14 protein-coding genes are annotated in these 12,711 nt (G+C 68.5%); 6 read left to right on the top strand and 8 right to left on the bottom strand.

Annotated elements, in window-relative coordinates:
* Positions 1-10: 10 nt before the first annotated feature.
* A complete protein-coding gene (locus tag JHW45_RS16290) occupies positions 11-799 on the bottom strand; it encodes a VOC family protein (protein WP_272858629.1) in 789 nt (262 codons plus the stop codon).
* Positions 800-812: 13 nt separating this feature from the next.
* Positions 813-1,166: a DUF1428 domain-containing protein gene (locus JHW45_RS16285; protein WP_272858628.1), complete on the bottom strand. Its 354-nt coding sequence runs from the start codon at positions 1,164-1,166 to the stop codon at positions 813-815.
* Positions 1,167-1,259: 93 nt separating this feature from the next.
* Here JHW45_RS16285 and JHW45_RS16280 point away from each other — a divergent pair, with 93 nt between their 5' ends.
* Positions 1,260-1,907 (top strand): winged helix-turn-helix transcriptional regulator, encoded by a 648-nt coding sequence (locus tag JHW45_RS16280; RefSeq protein WP_272858627.1) that lies wholly within the window; start codon positions 1,260-1,262, stop codon positions 1,905-1,907.
* A 3-nt stretch (positions 1,908-1,910) separates the two neighbouring features.
* Here JHW45_RS16280 and JHW45_RS16275 read toward each other — a convergent pair whose 3' ends face one another.
* Positions 1,911-2,342, bottom strand: a complete 432-nt coding sequence (locus JHW45_RS16275; RefSeq protein ID WP_272860647.1) for an Lrp/AsnC family transcriptional regulator — start codon at positions 2,340-2,342, stop codon at positions 1,911-1,913.
* Positions 2,343-2,510: 168 nt separating this feature from the next.
* On the opposite strand from JHW45_RS16275, the gene JHW45_RS16270 reads away from it, so the two are divergent.
* On the top strand, positions 2,511-3,665 hold the full coding sequence (locus JHW45_RS16270) for a type III PLP-dependent enzyme (protein WP_272858626.1): 1,155 nt from the start codon (positions 2,511-2,513) through the stop codon (positions 3,663-3,665).
* 51 nt (positions 3,666-3,716) lie between these two features.
* Here JHW45_RS16270 and metF read toward each other — a convergent pair whose 3' ends face one another.
* Complete coding sequence (gene metF / locus JHW45_RS16265; RefSeq protein ID WP_272858625.1) at positions 3,717-4,595, bottom strand: methylenetetrahydrofolate reductase [NAD(P)H]; 879 nt, start codon at positions 4,593-4,595, stop codon at positions 3,717-3,719.
* Between the two features lie 89 nt (positions 4,596-4,684).
* Between metF and JHW45_RS16260 the strand changes: the two genes are divergently transcribed.
* The 3 genes from JHW45_RS16260 (at position 4,685) to JHW45_RS16250 (ending at position 7,519) form a co-directional block, all read left to right on the top strand.
* Positions 4,685-5,596, top strand: coding sequence for a LysR family transcriptional regulator (locus JHW45_RS16260; protein WP_272860646.1), 912 nt, complete (start codon positions 4,685-4,687; stop codon positions 5,594-5,596).
* A 60-nt stretch (positions 5,597-5,656) separates the two neighbouring features.
* On the top strand, positions 5,657-6,445 hold the full coding sequence (locus JHW45_RS16255) for an inositol monophosphatase family protein (RefSeq protein ID WP_272858624.1): 789 nt from the start codon (positions 5,657-5,659) through the stop codon (positions 6,443-6,445).
* A 96-nt stretch (positions 6,446-6,541) separates the two neighbouring features.
* Positions 6,542-7,519, top strand: coding sequence for a DMT family transporter (locus tag JHW45_RS16250; RefSeq protein WP_272858623.1), 978 nt, complete (start codon positions 6,542-6,544; stop codon positions 7,517-7,519).
* A gap of 31 nt (positions 7,520-7,550) precedes the next feature.
* On the opposite strand, the gene JHW45_RS16245 is transcribed toward JHW45_RS16250, so the two are convergent.
* A complete protein-coding gene (locus tag JHW45_RS16245; RefSeq protein ID WP_272858622.1) occupies positions 7,551-9,635 on the bottom strand; it encodes a lytic transglycosylase domain-containing protein in 2,085 nt (694 codons plus the stop codon).
* Positions 9,636-9,741: 106 nt separating this feature from the next.
* Here JHW45_RS16245 and dapA point away from each other — a divergent pair, with 106 nt between their 5' ends.
* The gene (dapA, locus tag JHW45_RS16240; protein ID WP_272858621.1) at positions 9,742-10,617 is read left to right on the top strand and encodes a 4-hydroxy-tetrahydrodipicolinate synthase; all 876 of its coding nucleotides are present in this window, start codon (positions 9,742-9,744) and stop codon (positions 10,615-10,617) included.
* 28 nt (positions 10,618-10,645) lie between these two features.
* Here dapA and JHW45_RS16235 read toward each other — a convergent pair whose 3' ends face one another.
* From JHW45_RS16235 to bufB, 3 genes are read right to left on the bottom strand one after another with little or no spacing between them, the layout of a single operon-like run.
* Complete coding sequence (locus JHW45_RS16235; RefSeq protein WP_272858620.1) at positions 10,646-11,110, bottom strand: DoxX family protein; 465 nt, start codon at positions 11,108-11,110, stop codon at positions 10,646-10,648.
* Positions 11,107-11,841: an HvfC/BufC N-terminal domain-containing protein gene (locus JHW45_RS16230; protein ID WP_272858619.1), complete on the bottom strand. Its 735-nt coding sequence runs from the start codon at positions 11,839-11,841 to the stop codon at positions 11,107-11,109. The genes JHW45_RS16235 and JHW45_RS16230 overlap by 4 nt, the downstream gene beginning before the upstream one ends.
* Entirely contained in the window at positions 11,825-12,667 is an 843-nt protein-coding gene (bufB, locus tag JHW45_RS16225; RefSeq protein ID WP_272858618.1) for an MNIO family bufferin maturase, read from the bottom strand. The genes JHW45_RS16230 and bufB overlap by 17 nt, the downstream gene beginning before the upstream one ends.
* Positions 12,668-12,711: the final 44 nt, after the last annotated feature.

The raw sequence follows: 12,711 nt of genomic DNA, 5'->3' as shown, positions 1-12,711 counted from the left end.
ACCGGGCGCGTCATGCGCGTCTTGTTCTTGGCCCGGCCACGGCGAAATGCGCGCCCTGCACGTCCTGCGCGATGGCGATGAACGCGCCGTCCGGAACCTCTTGCGGGCCGTGCAGGACGGTGCCGCCCAGTTCGCGGATCATGGCGATGGCCTCTTCGATGCCGTCATGGCCGAAATAGGGCAGCCAGATCGGGAACGGCGCGTCGCCCTGACCCTGCATCCCGCCGATATCCGCGCCGTCATGCGCAAAAAGCTGATAGGTTCCCATCGCGCCCATCGGGATGGCGGTGGATTTTTCCCATCCGAACAGTTCGCCGTAAAATCGCAGGGCGGCGTCGGGATCGCCGGTCATCAGCTCTTGCCAGTGGCAGTGGCCTGACTTTTCCGGGTCGAAGGCGTGCCCGTGTCCCTCATCCTGCATCGGCAGGGGGTCCAGGATGCCGAACGCCGCACCCTGCGGATCGGCCAGCAGCGCGAAACGTCCGGTGCCGGGAATATCGGCGGGCGGGCGATGAACGCGCGCGCCAGCCCCGGTCGCCGCCTGCGTCGCGCGGTCGGCGTCGTCCACCCCGAAATAGACCATCCAGAAAGGCGGCATGTCGGGCGCGTCGTCGGGCATCGGCATCATGCCCGCGACCATGTTCCCGTCCCGAGAGGCGAGGCGATAGTCGAACCCCGCCATTCCCGCATCCTCGATCTTCCAGCCGAACAGCGCGGCATAGAAATCCTCGGCCGCGTCGCGGCGGCCGGGGGCGCTGGCAAGTTCGTACCAGACGGGGCGTCCGTGGATCCTGACCATGCAAGCCGCCCCTTCAGCTTTCGTCCACGACGGGGGCGAACCCGCCCCAGAACATGCGCTTGCCGTCAAACGGCATCTCGGGCATCTGCTGCATGTCGGGGTCGTCCATCATAGACCGCCACGCGGCATCGCAGGTTTCGCGGTCGGGCCATTCGACCCAGGAAAAAACTGGCGTCTCGTCGTCCTTGGCCTGCGTTGCGCGATAGAAATCGGTCTGCTCGCCACGCGGCACATCCTCGCCCCAGCCCTCGACCATCCGCAGCGCGCCGCGTGCCTTGAACAGCGGCCACGCGGCCCTGGCATGGTCGATATAGCTTTGTCTGTTCGCGGTCGGCACCGCCGCGACGAAACCGGAATAATACGTCATCTGTCACCCCCTGCTGATTCGCTATGCGGCGTTTCACGCCGCAGCCGAAGCATCGCGCTTGAAGTATGAAAAAGCAACCAATAGTATTAAAAAATGACTGAACACGGCAACACCCCGCGCATCCGCTATGACGAGGGCTGTCTGGCCGCCCACGCGCTGAACGTGATCGGCGACAGGTGGGCGCTGCTGGTCGTGCGCGAACTGATGCTGACGCCGCGCCGGTTCCAGACGATCCGGTCGGGGCTGCCGGGGATTTCGGCCGCCGTGCTGACGCAGCGCCTGAGCCAGCTTCAGCAGGCGGGCGTAGTGCGCCACGATGCGGCCTTGGGCGTCTATGCGCTGACGGAATCGGGGCAGGGGCTGTTGCCGGTGTTGCAGGCGATGTGCCGGTGGGGCGCGATGCATCCGGGCCACGATCCGCGCCGGTTCATCAGCCCGACGGCGCTGATGATCTCGATGACCGCGATGATCGACGCGGCGGCGGCGCAGGGGCGGCATGTCCGGGCGGGCTTTGCCTCGGGCCCCGATCGGTTCGTGCTGTCGCTGGACGGCGATGGCGTGCTGCGGGCCGCGGCGGTGCGCGAGGTCGATGCCGATTTCACGCTTGCGGGCAGCGGCAACGATCTGGCCCGCGCCGTCTATGGTCCGGTCCGGCTGAACGATCTGGCGCCGGGCGGGATCGCGCTGTCGGGCGACGCGGACGCCGCGCAGGATTTCGTCGATCTGTTCCGGCTGCGCTGACGGTCACACCGCGCGGTCAAGCTTGGTCGACAGATGGATCAGGCTTTCCGAGGACCGCACCCCGTCCAGCCCGCCGATCCGGTCCAGCAGATCGTCCAGTTCCTGCGTCGATCCGGTGGCGAGTTGCAGCAGCAGATCGACGCGGCCGCTGGTGGTGTGGATCCGCTCGACCTGGGGCAGGTTGCGCAGGCGGGCCAGGATTCCCGGCAGGCCGCGCGGTTCGATCACCAGCAGCACCGTCGCCCGGATGCGCGACAAACGCGCGCTTTCGCCCAGTCGCAGCGTATAGCCGGCGATGGCGCCGGAACTTTCCAGCCGCTCCAGCCGCGTCTGCACGGTCGAGCGTGCGACCCGCAGCCGGCGCGCCAGCACCGCCACCGACACCCGCGCATCCTGCGCAAGCTGGGTCAGGATGTTCCGGTCCAGATCGTCCAAGGCCATGACTCCGCAACTTCGTCAGATCGTCACAGGTTTCGGCATATTAACCGGCTGACGCCGCAAATCTATCCTTTTCATCGGTGGAATCGGAACCCAAAACCGCCATTCTGGGTTAGAACCGCCCTTCCTGCCGATCCGGCCCCTCTTACGCGCGAAAGGACCGCCATGGGACATCACAAGACCGTCTGGGACAACCCGGCCGAACTGATCCGCCAGACACAGCCGGAAAACCCGGTCATGGTCTTTGCCCCGACCGTCCTTCAGGACCGGGCGAGGGAGTTTCTGGACGGGTTTCCCGGGCTGGTCACCTATGCAGTCAAGTCGAACCCGGATGAGGCCGTGGTCCAGAACCTCGTCACTGCGGGCATCAGCGGATTCGACGTCGCCTCGCCGTTCGAGATCGACCTGATCGGGCGGCTGGCGCCGCAGGCCGCGCGGCATTACCACAACCCGGTCCGCGCCCGGTCCGAGATCGCGCATGCCGTGCGCGCCGGCATCACCTCGTGGTCGGTGGACAGCCGCAGCGAGCTGGAAAAGCTTTTCGACATGGTGCCGACGCAGATCGAGGGGCGCGGGGTCGAAATCTCGCCCCGCTTCAAGCTGCCGGTCCTGGGCGCGGTCTATGATTTCGGATCGAAGTTTGGCGCGACGCCGGCGCTGGCGGCGGAACTGCTGCAACTGGTGGCCAAGCGGGGATATATCCCGTCGCTGACCTTTCATCCGGGCACGCAATGCGTCGATCCGGCGGCGTGGCAAAGCTATATCACCGTCGCGCGCGAGATCTGCGACGATTCGGGCGTGGCGGCCCGCAGGCTGAACGTGGGCGGCGGCTTTCCCTCGCACCGCGTCGGCGGGGTCGAGCCCGATCTTCAGGCCATCTTCGCCGCGATCCGCGACACGGCGGCGCGCGCCTTCGACGGCAATGCGCCCGATCTGGTCTGCGAACCCGGACGCGGGCTGTGCGCCGATGCGTTTTCGCTGGTCACGCGCGTCAAGGGCATCCGCGACGGCGCCAGCGTGTTTCTGAACGATGGCGTCTATGGCGGGCTGGCGGAACTGCCGGTAGTGGGCAATCTGGACCGGCTTGAGGTGTTCGATCCGCAGGGGCGGCCCCGGCAGGGCGATGCGGCCGGTCGGGTGATCTTTGGCCCGACCTGCGATTCGGTCGATCGCCTGCCCGGCGAGCTGAGCCTGCCCGCCGACATCGCCGAGGGCGACTATGTCGTCTTTCACGGCGCCGGCGCCTATTCGACGGTCACGAACACCCGCTTCAACGGTTTCGGCGTGATGGCGAATGCGACGGTGATGGCGCTGTCCTGAGCCGTCGGGCGATGGGCGCGGTCAGGGGCGGCGCGGTCAGGGGCGGCGCGTTCAGGCGACCGCCTCAAGATCGCGGACCGGCTGGATGCCCAGTGCGGCGCAGACATCGCGGGTCATGCCCGGACGGTTCAGCGTGTAAAAATGCAGCCGCTCGACCCCGCCCGCGATCAGCCGGTCGCACAACTCGGCGCAGATCGCGGTGGCCAGCAGCCGTTCGCGGTCGCCGCCATCGCGGATCGCGGCCGCGAACGCATCCTCGGCCCATTGCGGGATGGATGTGCCGCAGCTTTGGGCAAAGCGGCGGGCGCCGGCCCAGCCCTGGATCGGCAGGATGCCCGGAATGATCGGCGCATCGATGCCGGCCTTTTCGCATTTGTCGCGGAACCGGAAAAATGTTTCCGGCTCGAAGAAGAACTGGGTGATGGCGCTGGTCGCGCCGGCGTCGATCTTGCGCTTCAGCCACGTCACATCGGCATCGGAATCGGCGCTGTCGGGATGCGGTTCGGGATAGGCGCCGACGCGGATCGTCATGTCGCCGCGCGCCGCGATCGCCTCGATCAGTTCGATCGAGTTCGCAAAACCGCCCTCATGCGCGGTAAAGCGGTCCTGACCCTTGGGCGCATCGCCGCGCAGCGCGACGATCTCGCTGATCCCGGCATCGGCATAGGATTGCACGATGTCCATCGTCTCGTCGCGCGTCGCCTCGACGCAGGTCAGGTGCGCGGCGACGTTCAGCCCGTAATGGCGGTTGATGGTCGTCACCGCCTCGTGCGTCAGCCGCCGCGTGGTGCCGCCCGCGCCATAGGTGACCGAGACGAAATCGGGCGCCAGCGGCGTCAGCGCGCGCACCGTTTCCCAAAGCCGGAACGAGGCATCCAGCGTCTTGGGCGGAAAGAACTCGAAGCTGATTTTCGGGGTCGCGCGGGCCATGACGATTCCTTCTTGCATGACCCCTTGTGCCATCCGGCGGCGCGTGAGACAAATTCATAATCTTCAAGATAAACTTGAACACGGCTCACATGCATCTGGAATTGCGTCATCTGCGGACCGTCCGCGCCATTCATCAGGAAGGCGGGCTGGCCCGCGCCGCCGAAGCGCTGAACATCACGCAATCGGCCCTGTCCCACCAGGTCAAGGCGCTTGAGGAACAGGCCGGGGTGGAACTGTTCGTGCGCCGGGCCAAGCCGATGCGGCTGTCGGCGGCGGGGATGCGGCTGTTGCGGCTGGCCGAACAGGTGCTGCCGCTGGTCACCGCCACCGAGGCCGAATTCAAGGATGTCGAGGCGGGCCGGATCGGCCGGCTGCATATCGCGATGGAGTGTCACGCCTGTTTCGACTGGCTGCTGCCGGTGCTGGACATCTTTCGCCGCGCCTGGCCCGACGTGGATGTGGATATCCGCCAGCGCCTGGCCTTTGGCGCGCTGCCCGCGCTGGCGCGGGAAGAGGTCGATCTGGTGATCTCGTCCGACCCCGAGGATGTGCCGGGCGTCACCTATCAGCCGCTGTTCGACTATGCGCCGACGCTGGTCGTGCCGGCCGGCCATCCGCTGGTGGCCAAGGGGCATGCCGACCCGCAGGATCTGGCCGACCAGACGCTGATCACCTATCCGATGGATCGCGCGCGGCTGGACGTGTTCAGCCATTTCCTGACGCCCGCCGGCATCGAGCCTGCCGGCCAGCGGACGGTCGAACTGACCGCGGTGGCGCTGATGCTGGTGGCGTCGGGGCGGGGCGTGGCGGTCATGCCGGACTGGGTTCTGCGCCGCGAGGCCGCCAACCCAGAACTTGCGATGCTGCCCTTGGGGCCGCGCGGGCTGTTGCGCAGGCTGTATGCGGCGGTGCGCGAGGATGCGCTGAGCCAGCCTTACATGGCGCATGTGCTGCGGCTTTCGCGCACCGAGCCGTTGCGGATGCTGCGCGGCGCCGCCTGATCCTTGGCATTTGCGGCGCGTGCGCCTATGACGCGCGCAACCCCTTATGCGGAGCGAACGATGGCCAGCGCCAATCTCAACATCATGATCAAGGCTGCCCGCAAGGCGGGTCGCGCCCTCGTCAAGGATTTCCGCGAGGTCGAGAACCTTCAGGTCAGCGTCAAGGGCGCAGGCGATTTCGTCACCCGGGCCGACCGCGAGGCGGAACGGATCATCAAGGAGGAATTGCGCAACGCCCGCCCGAACTATGGCTGGCTGGGCGAGGAAACCGGCGAAGAGGCGGGCGAGGACCCGACCCGGCGCTGGATCGTCGATCCGCTGGACGGCACCACGAATTTCCTGCACGGCCTGCCGCACTGGGCCGTCAGCATCGCGCTGGAACACAAGCGCGAGATCGTCGCGGCGGTGATTTTCGACGCGGCCAAGGACGAATTGTTCTTTGCCGAAAAGGGCGGCGGCGCGTTCATGAACGATCAGCGTCTGCGCGTCTCGGGTCGCCGCAGGCTGGACGAGGCGCTGTTTGCGACCGGCATCCCCTTTGCCGGGCACGGCCCGCTGCCCGCCGCCTTGCAGGACCTGGCACGGCTGATGCCGCTGAGCGCCGGGGCGCGGCGTCTGGGCGCGGCGGCGCTGGATCTGGCATGGGTCGCGGCGGGGCGGTATGACGGGTATTGGGAACGCGGCAACCAGCCCTGGGACGTGGCCGCCGGGATCCTGATCGTGCGCGAGGCGGGCGGTCTGGTCGAAGGGATCCGCGACGGCGACGATCCGCTGGAATCGGGACGCCTGATCGCGGCCAACCCGCAACTGTTCGACGCCTTCGCCCGCATCATCCGCACCCGCGACTGACCGGCCACGCGCCCGTTCGTGATACCGCGCCGGGCGGGCCCGGCTTGACGAGGCCCGGCCGCCGCCGCATCGCCCAGGGCCAAAGGGAAACGCGCCATGTCAGACCCCGTCCACCGCGACCGCCGCCGCAAGGGCCGCTATTCCTCGTCATCCGCCGCCGCGGCATCCGCCCCGCCGCCGGTGCCGCCGCGTCTGCCCGCGCCCGCCGTGGACCGGACCGGGCCTGCCATCCTGCTGATGTGCGCGACCGCGTTCATCTTTGCGGTGCAGGACGGGTTCTCGAAGGTGCTGGGGTCGGAATATCCGCCGGTTCTGGTCGTGATGATCCGGTATTGGGTGTTCGCGCTGTTCGTGACCGCGCTGGTGTCGCGTCAGCCCGGCGGGCTTGCGCGCGCAATCCGCACAAGGCGGCCGCTGACGCAGATCGCGCGGGGCGTGATCCTGGTGCTGGAAAGCCTGCTGATCGTCGAGGCGTTCGTGCGGCTTGGCCTGGTCGAGACCCATGCCGTCTTCACCTCCTATCCGCTGCTGGTCGCCGCGCTGTCGGGGCCGGTTCTGGGCGAAAAGGTGGGCTGGCGGCGCTGGACCGCCATCGCCATCGGCTTTGTCGGCATCCTGGTGATCCTGCAACCCGGCGGAGGCGTCATGCAGATCGAGGCGCTGCTGCCTTTCGCGGCGGCGCTGATGTTCGCGCTTTACGGGCTGCTGACGCGCCATGTCTCGCGCGACGATCCGTCGATTGTCAGCTTCTTCTGGACCGGCATCGCCGGTGCCGGGGGAATCACGCTGATCGGCATCTGGCACTGGCAATGGCTGGCGCCGGTGGACTGGATCTGGATGGCCGCCTTGTGCGCCTGCGGCATGACCTCGCATTACCTGATGATCCGCGCCTATGAGCTGGCCGAGGCGTCGGCCCTGCAACCCTTTGCCTATACGCAGCTTGTCTGGGTCAGCATCATCGGCGTCGCGGTCTTTGCCGAGGAGCTGCGCCCCAACGTGGTGACGGGCGCGGCGATCGTGGTGGGGGCCGGGCTGTTCACGCTGTGGCGCGCGCGGATCCGGACGGCGGGCTGACCGGGCCGCGACGGTGCGACCAGTCCGATCGTTATCCGCCCGGTGCGTCCGCCGCGGCGGTTTCGGCCACGGGCAGCGACCGGCCGGGCGGCAGCAGCGGGCCGATGAAGGGCTTGGGCACAGGGCGCGCGGACAGCGCCAGCGTCAGTCGCACCGGCGGGGCCGGCATCAGCCCGCCGCCGGTCAGATCCCATGTCGGCACGATGGGCGCGGGCTTGCCGTGGATGCGGGCGCGATAGACCGGCATCGCCTCGGTCACGCGCATGACATAGTTGCGCGTCTCGTCGAAGGGGATTAGTTCGACCCAATCGACCGGGTCGGTTTCGCGCCTGAGATCGCCGAAATCCCGCAGCCAGCGCGCCGGCCGCCCCGGCCCGGCGTTATAGCCCGACGCGGTCAGCGCGGTCGAGGTGCCGAAACGGTCGCGCAACCCCGCCAGATAAGCCGCGCCGAGACGCGCGTTATAGGCCGGATCGCGGGTCAGGCGGGCAAGCTGATAGGGTTCGCCCAAAGCCTGCGCCATCTGTCGTGCGGTGCCGGGCATCAGCTGCATCAGCCCGCGCGCGCCGACATGGCTGCTGACGGTGTGGTTGAATTCGGATTCCTGTCTGGCGATGGACAGCACCAGTTCCGGCGGCAGGCCCAGCTCGGCGTTTTCCAGCCCGGTCAGCGGAAAATGCGCGGCCGGATAGATCGCGCCCTGATCGGCGGCGCGCTTGGACAGGCGCAGGCCGTGCCAGGGCGCGCCCGCCTCGATCATCAGCCGGGCCATGCGGGCGATGTCCGCAGGCTGCGCGGTTTCCGCCAGGTGCAGGAAGAATCGCTGCGCCTCGTCGGTCCGGCCCGTCGCCAGCAGCCACAATCCCGCCTGATAGACGCCGTTGTCGCGCATCGCGCCGCGCCAGTCGGGCAGGCTGTCGATGGCGCGGCCGGGCACGGCATAGGCGGCGGGCATGACCGCATCGACCTTTTCCGCCGCCAGCTGGCCGTAATAGACGCCGGGCTTCTGCGCCGCGCGGGCATAGGCGCGCCGTGCCGCGCGGTCGTCGCGCAAGGCCTCATGCGCGCGGCCCTGCCAATACAGGGCGCGGGCGGTGCTGATGGCGCTGCCGACGACGGTTTCCAGATGCGCGAAATGATCCAGCGCGCGATCCGGCGCGTCCTGTTTCAGTGACGCGAACCCGGCCAGCCATTCCAGATCGGCATAATGGCGGCTGTCCTGCGGCAGGTAATGCGCCGCCGCCAGCCTCTCGGCCAGCGCCCAGTCGCCGCGCCGCATCGCCAGACGGGCGTAATCCACCCGCATCTGGGCCCAGACTTCCGGCACCCGCAGCGCCGATTCCCCGGTCGAGGCCGCCAGCATCAGCTCTTGCGCGCCGTCATGCAGCTTGGCCGCCACGCGCCAGCGGAACCGGTCCATCGTCAGGCCGGGATCGGCGCGCCGGGCTTCGGGCAGCGCCAGGATCAGATCGTCCACGCCCGGCCTGCGGGCCTGCAACGCGATTCGCGCCGCCAGCAGCGGGCGGTCGGCTGCGGGCAGGCGGTCCATAAACCGCTCGGCCTGCCGCCATTCGCCCTGATCCAGCATCGCGGTCGCGCGGGCGGTCATCAGCGGCGTCAACTGCGGCTCGTGGCGTTGCAGAAACGCCCGTTCCTCGGCCGGATCAAGCGGCGTGGCGGTCCAGAAACGCGCCCGTTCGGCGCGTGCGGCGTCGGGGGCAAGCGTCGCCAGCAAGGCCGTCTCGGCGCGCAGAGTCGTGGGCAGACGGTCGCCCAGCCATTCGCGGATCGCCTGTGGCGGCAGATCGGGGCGCAGCCGCGTGTCGCCGTGCTGACGCAGCAGGGCCAGGCCCGGCCAGTCGGGATGGTTGCGGATGAAGCCCAGATAATCGTCGAAATCGCCGAACCCCGCCCGCAGCGCCTGCCAGCCGACCAGTGCCTCGGCCACCGGGCCAGAGCGCACGGCCGCGTTGCGCGCCGTGATCCAATCGCGCGCATCGGCCGCCGCCAGCGCAAGCGCCATCGCGCCCCGGTCCTCGGCCAGTGCGGCGGGGGTGGCAAGGGGCATCATCGCCAGAAGCGCGGCCCCCAACATGTCGCGCAGAAGTCGCATCATCCACATGTGTGGCCGCCACGGCGGGCGGACGCAATTCACAACCTTGGCAAGTTCCGCGCCCGGGCGTAGTTAGGCGCCACATGAAAGGATCACCAAGGAGCGTGTCATGTTCAAGGGTTCGTTGCCCGCACTGGTCACGCCGTTCACCGAGGACGGCGAACTGGATCTGGACACGCTGAAGAAACTGGTCGACTGGCACGTCGATCAGGGCAGCCACGGGCTGGTGCCGGTGGGCACGACGGGCGAGAGCCCGACCCTGACGCACGAGGAACACCGTCTGGTCGTGGAAGAGGTCGTGCGGCTGGCCGCGGGCCGGGTGCCGGTGATCGCGGGGGCGGGGTCGAACTCGACCCGCGAGGGAATCGGCCTGATCCGGCACGCGCAGGAGGTGGGGGCCGACGCTGCGCTGGTGGTCACGCCCTATTACAACAAGCCGACGCAGGCCGGGCTGATCGCCCATTACACCGCCCTGGCCGAGGCGGTGGACCTGCCGATCATCATCTACAACATCCCGGGCCGGTCGGTCGTGGACATGCTGCCCGAGACGATGGGCGTGCTGTCGCATCTGCCGCAGATCATCGGCGTCAAGGACGCCACCGGTAGGCTGGAGCGCGTCAGCCAGCAGCGCATCACCTGCGGGCCGGATTTCATCCAGCTGTCGGGCGAGGATGCGACCGCGCTTGGCTTCAACGCGCATGGCGGGGTCGGCTGCATCAGCGTGGCGGCGAATGTCGCGCCGAAACTGTGCGCCGAGTTTCAAGAGGCGACGCTGCGCGGCGATTATGCGCTGGCGCTGGAATACCAGGACCGGCTGATGCCGCTGCATCACGCGATCTTCGTCGAACCCGGCCTTGTGGGGGCGAAATACGCGATGTCGCGGCTGGGGCTGTGCAACGAACGCGTGCGCCTGCCGCTGGTCGCGCTGACCGAACCGACGCGCCGCCTGATCGACGCGGCGCTGGAACATGCCAGGCTGATCTGAGCCGGCGTGACTGCCGGTCCGCGTGGCCTCAGCGCGCGGCACGGTCCAGCCCAAGTGCCGCGTCCAGCGACCACGCGCCCGGTCCGCGCGCGATCACGATCAGGAAACAGGCGGCCCACAACCCGTGGGTCTGCCAGGCCGACGGATAGACGAAGATCTGGATCACCGCCGTCATCGCCAGCAGCGCCAGCGCGGACAGCCGCGTCATCAGTCCCAGCACCAGCAGAACCGGCAACACATGTTCGGCCGTCGCCGCCAGCCGTGCCGCCGCTGCGGGCGGGATCAGCGGCAGGGCATATTCGGTCTGGAACAGATACAGGGCCGAGGGTTTCAGGCTGAACCCGTCCAGCTTGGTGCGCCCGCTGGCCCAGAAGACGGCCGCCGGAAACAGCCGCGCGGCCAGCGCGACAGGCGCGTACGGGATGCGGTCGGCCAGCCGGTTGGCCCACCGCAGCCCTGCGGCGGGGCCGGAACCTGCGGGGCGGGCGGTCATGACGGCGCCCCCGGGTCGCAGATCAGCCCGTCGCGCAGCAGCAGCGTCAGCATCGGCACCGGGTCGGTCAGCACGGCGGCCGCCGCCATCGGCGCGCCCTGCATCAGCGCCGCGATGAAGCCGCCGTCCATCTGGGATAGCGGTTGGACCGAGACGCTGAAATCTGGACGCCGCCAGATCAGCGCGATCTGGGCGCCCACGGCGTCGGTCCGGCCGTCCCGGTCTGGCTGGTTGGCCTGCCAGATGCTGACGGCGGGATGGTCCAGATGCAGCAGATGCAGCGACGGGTGCAGCCGCAGCGGCCCGGTCTGGCCCAGGTTTCCGGCCGGCATCGGCACCGCGTCGGCGGCGTGATAGGCGCGGCCGCGCGCCCATTCGATCCGCGCCACATCGGCCAGAAAGGGCAGGGTGGCGACGGGCGGAAACATCGTCAGAAAGCGCGGAAACTCATCGCCCCATTCCTGGATGACCGGCGAGGCGGGCGGGTGCGCGGCGACGAACTCGGCCGCCATGGCATCGAAGAACGTCCCGCCGACCAGCCGCCGGATCGCCGGAAACCGCCGCGACAGGGCCGTGCGCAGGCTGTGGGCGACGTTGTTGCGATAGACCGCAAAGCGGCTTGCAGCCTCGGCCGGGTCCGGCGCACGCACGAAATCGGGCACCGCACCGCCGGCCAGCGCGGCGCGGAAAGCGCGGGTGAATTCTGCGTCGCTGTCACTGGGCCGCGGCATGGCGCCTCCGATCCGACAGCATGGCGGCGGCGCGGTCGGCCTCGGCCAGCAGCAGGTTCCATTCGGGAACGTCGTTGTCCCATTCGATCAGCGTCGGCAGCGGCCCGGCCCGTTCCAGAACCGCGTCGTACAGCGCCCAGACCGGCTGGGCCACCTCGGCCCCGTGGGCGTCGATCAGCAGCGGGCCCGAGGGCAGATCCTCGTGGTCGTGGCCGCCCAGATGGATCTCGGCGACCAGATCCAGCGCGAAGTCGTCAAGCCACGCCAGCGGATCGGTCCGGTGATTGACGCAGCTGACGAAGACGTTGTTGACGTCCAGCAGCAGCAGGCATCCGGTGCGCCGCGCAATCTCGGCCAAGAACCGGGTTTCGGGAATATCGCTGTGCGCGAAGACCAGATAGGTGGCGGGATTTTCCAGCAGCAGGGGGCGTCCCAGAACCTCCTGCACGCGGTCCACGTGATCGCAGACCCGGTCCAGCGTCTGCCGCGTATAAGGCAGAGGCAGCAGATCGTTCAGATACTCGGTGCCGTGGCTTGACCAGGCCAGATGTTCGGAAAAGCTGTCGGGCTGATACCGGTCGCACAGCGCCTTCACGCGGGCCAGATGATCCTCGTTCAGCTGCGGGCCGCCGATCGACAGCCCGACCCCGTGGATCGAGATGGCGTGATCGCGTCGCAGCGCCGCAAGCATGGCGTGCGGGGCGCCGCCGGCACCCATGTAGTTTTCGGCATGAACCTCGAAAAAACCCAGATCGGGGCGGGTCTTCCGGATCGCGGGGAAATGCTGCGGCTTGAAGCCGACACCGGGCAAGGCGGGCAGGGTCATCGGATGCCTTTCTGAAACCTGATCGGGTTGCGCCGTGTCTGCGG

The organism is Paracoccus stylophorae, from assembly GCF_028553765.1.
Lineage (GTDB): Bacteria > Pseudomonadota > Alphaproteobacteria > Rhodobacterales > Rhodobacteraceae > Paracoccus > Paracoccus stylophorae.
This window is presented reverse-complemented; position numbering and strand designations above follow the sequence as displayed.

Coding starts and splice junctions, on each gene's coding strand:
- JHW45_RS16290 (WP_272858629.1), bottom strand. CDS start 799: ATGGTCAGGATCCACGGACGCCCCGTCTGGTACGAACTTGCCAGCGCC.
- JHW45_RS16285 (WP_272858628.1), bottom strand. CDS start 1,166: ATGACGTATTATTCCGGTTTCGTCGCGGCGGTGCCGACCGCGAACAGA.
- JHW45_RS16280 (WP_272858627.1), top strand. CDS start 1,260: ATGACTGAACACGGCAACACCCCGCGCATCCGCTATGACGAGGGCTGT.
- JHW45_RS16270 (WP_272858626.1), top strand. CDS start 2,511: ATGGGACATCACAAGACCGTCTGGGACAACCCGGCCGAACTGATCCGC.
- metF (WP_272858625.1), bottom strand. CDS start 4,595: ATGGCCCGCGCGACCCCGAAAATCAGCTTCGAGTTCTTTCCGCCCAAG.
- JHW45_RS16260 (WP_272860646.1), top strand. CDS start 4,685: ATGCATCTGGAATTGCGTCATCTGCGGACCGTCCGCGCCATTCATCAG.
- JHW45_RS16255 (WP_272858624.1), top strand. CDS start 5,657: ATGGCCAGCGCCAATCTCAACATCATGATCAAGGCTGCCCGCAAGGCG.
- JHW45_RS16250 (WP_272858623.1), top strand. CDS start 6,542: ATGTCAGACCCCGTCCACCGCGACCGCCGCCGCAAGGGCCGCTATTCC.
- JHW45_RS16245 (WP_272858622.1), bottom strand. CDS start 9,635: ATGATGCGACTTCTGCGCGACATGTTGGGGGCCGCGCTTCTGGCGATG.
- dapA (WP_272858621.1), top strand. CDS start 9,742: ATGTTCAAGGGTTCGTTGCCCGCACTGGTCACGCCGTTCACCGAGGAC.
- JHW45_RS16235 (WP_272858620.1), bottom strand. CDS start 11,110: ATGACCGCCCGCCCCGCAGGTTCCGGCCCCGCCGCAGGGCTGCGGTGG.
- JHW45_RS16230 (WP_272858619.1), bottom strand. CDS start 11,841: ATGCCGCGGCCCAGTGACAGCGACGCAGAATTCACCCGCGCTTTCCGC.
- bufB (WP_272858618.1), bottom strand. CDS start 12,667: ATGACCCTGCCCGCCTTGCCCGGTGTCGGCTTCAAGCCGCAGCATTTC.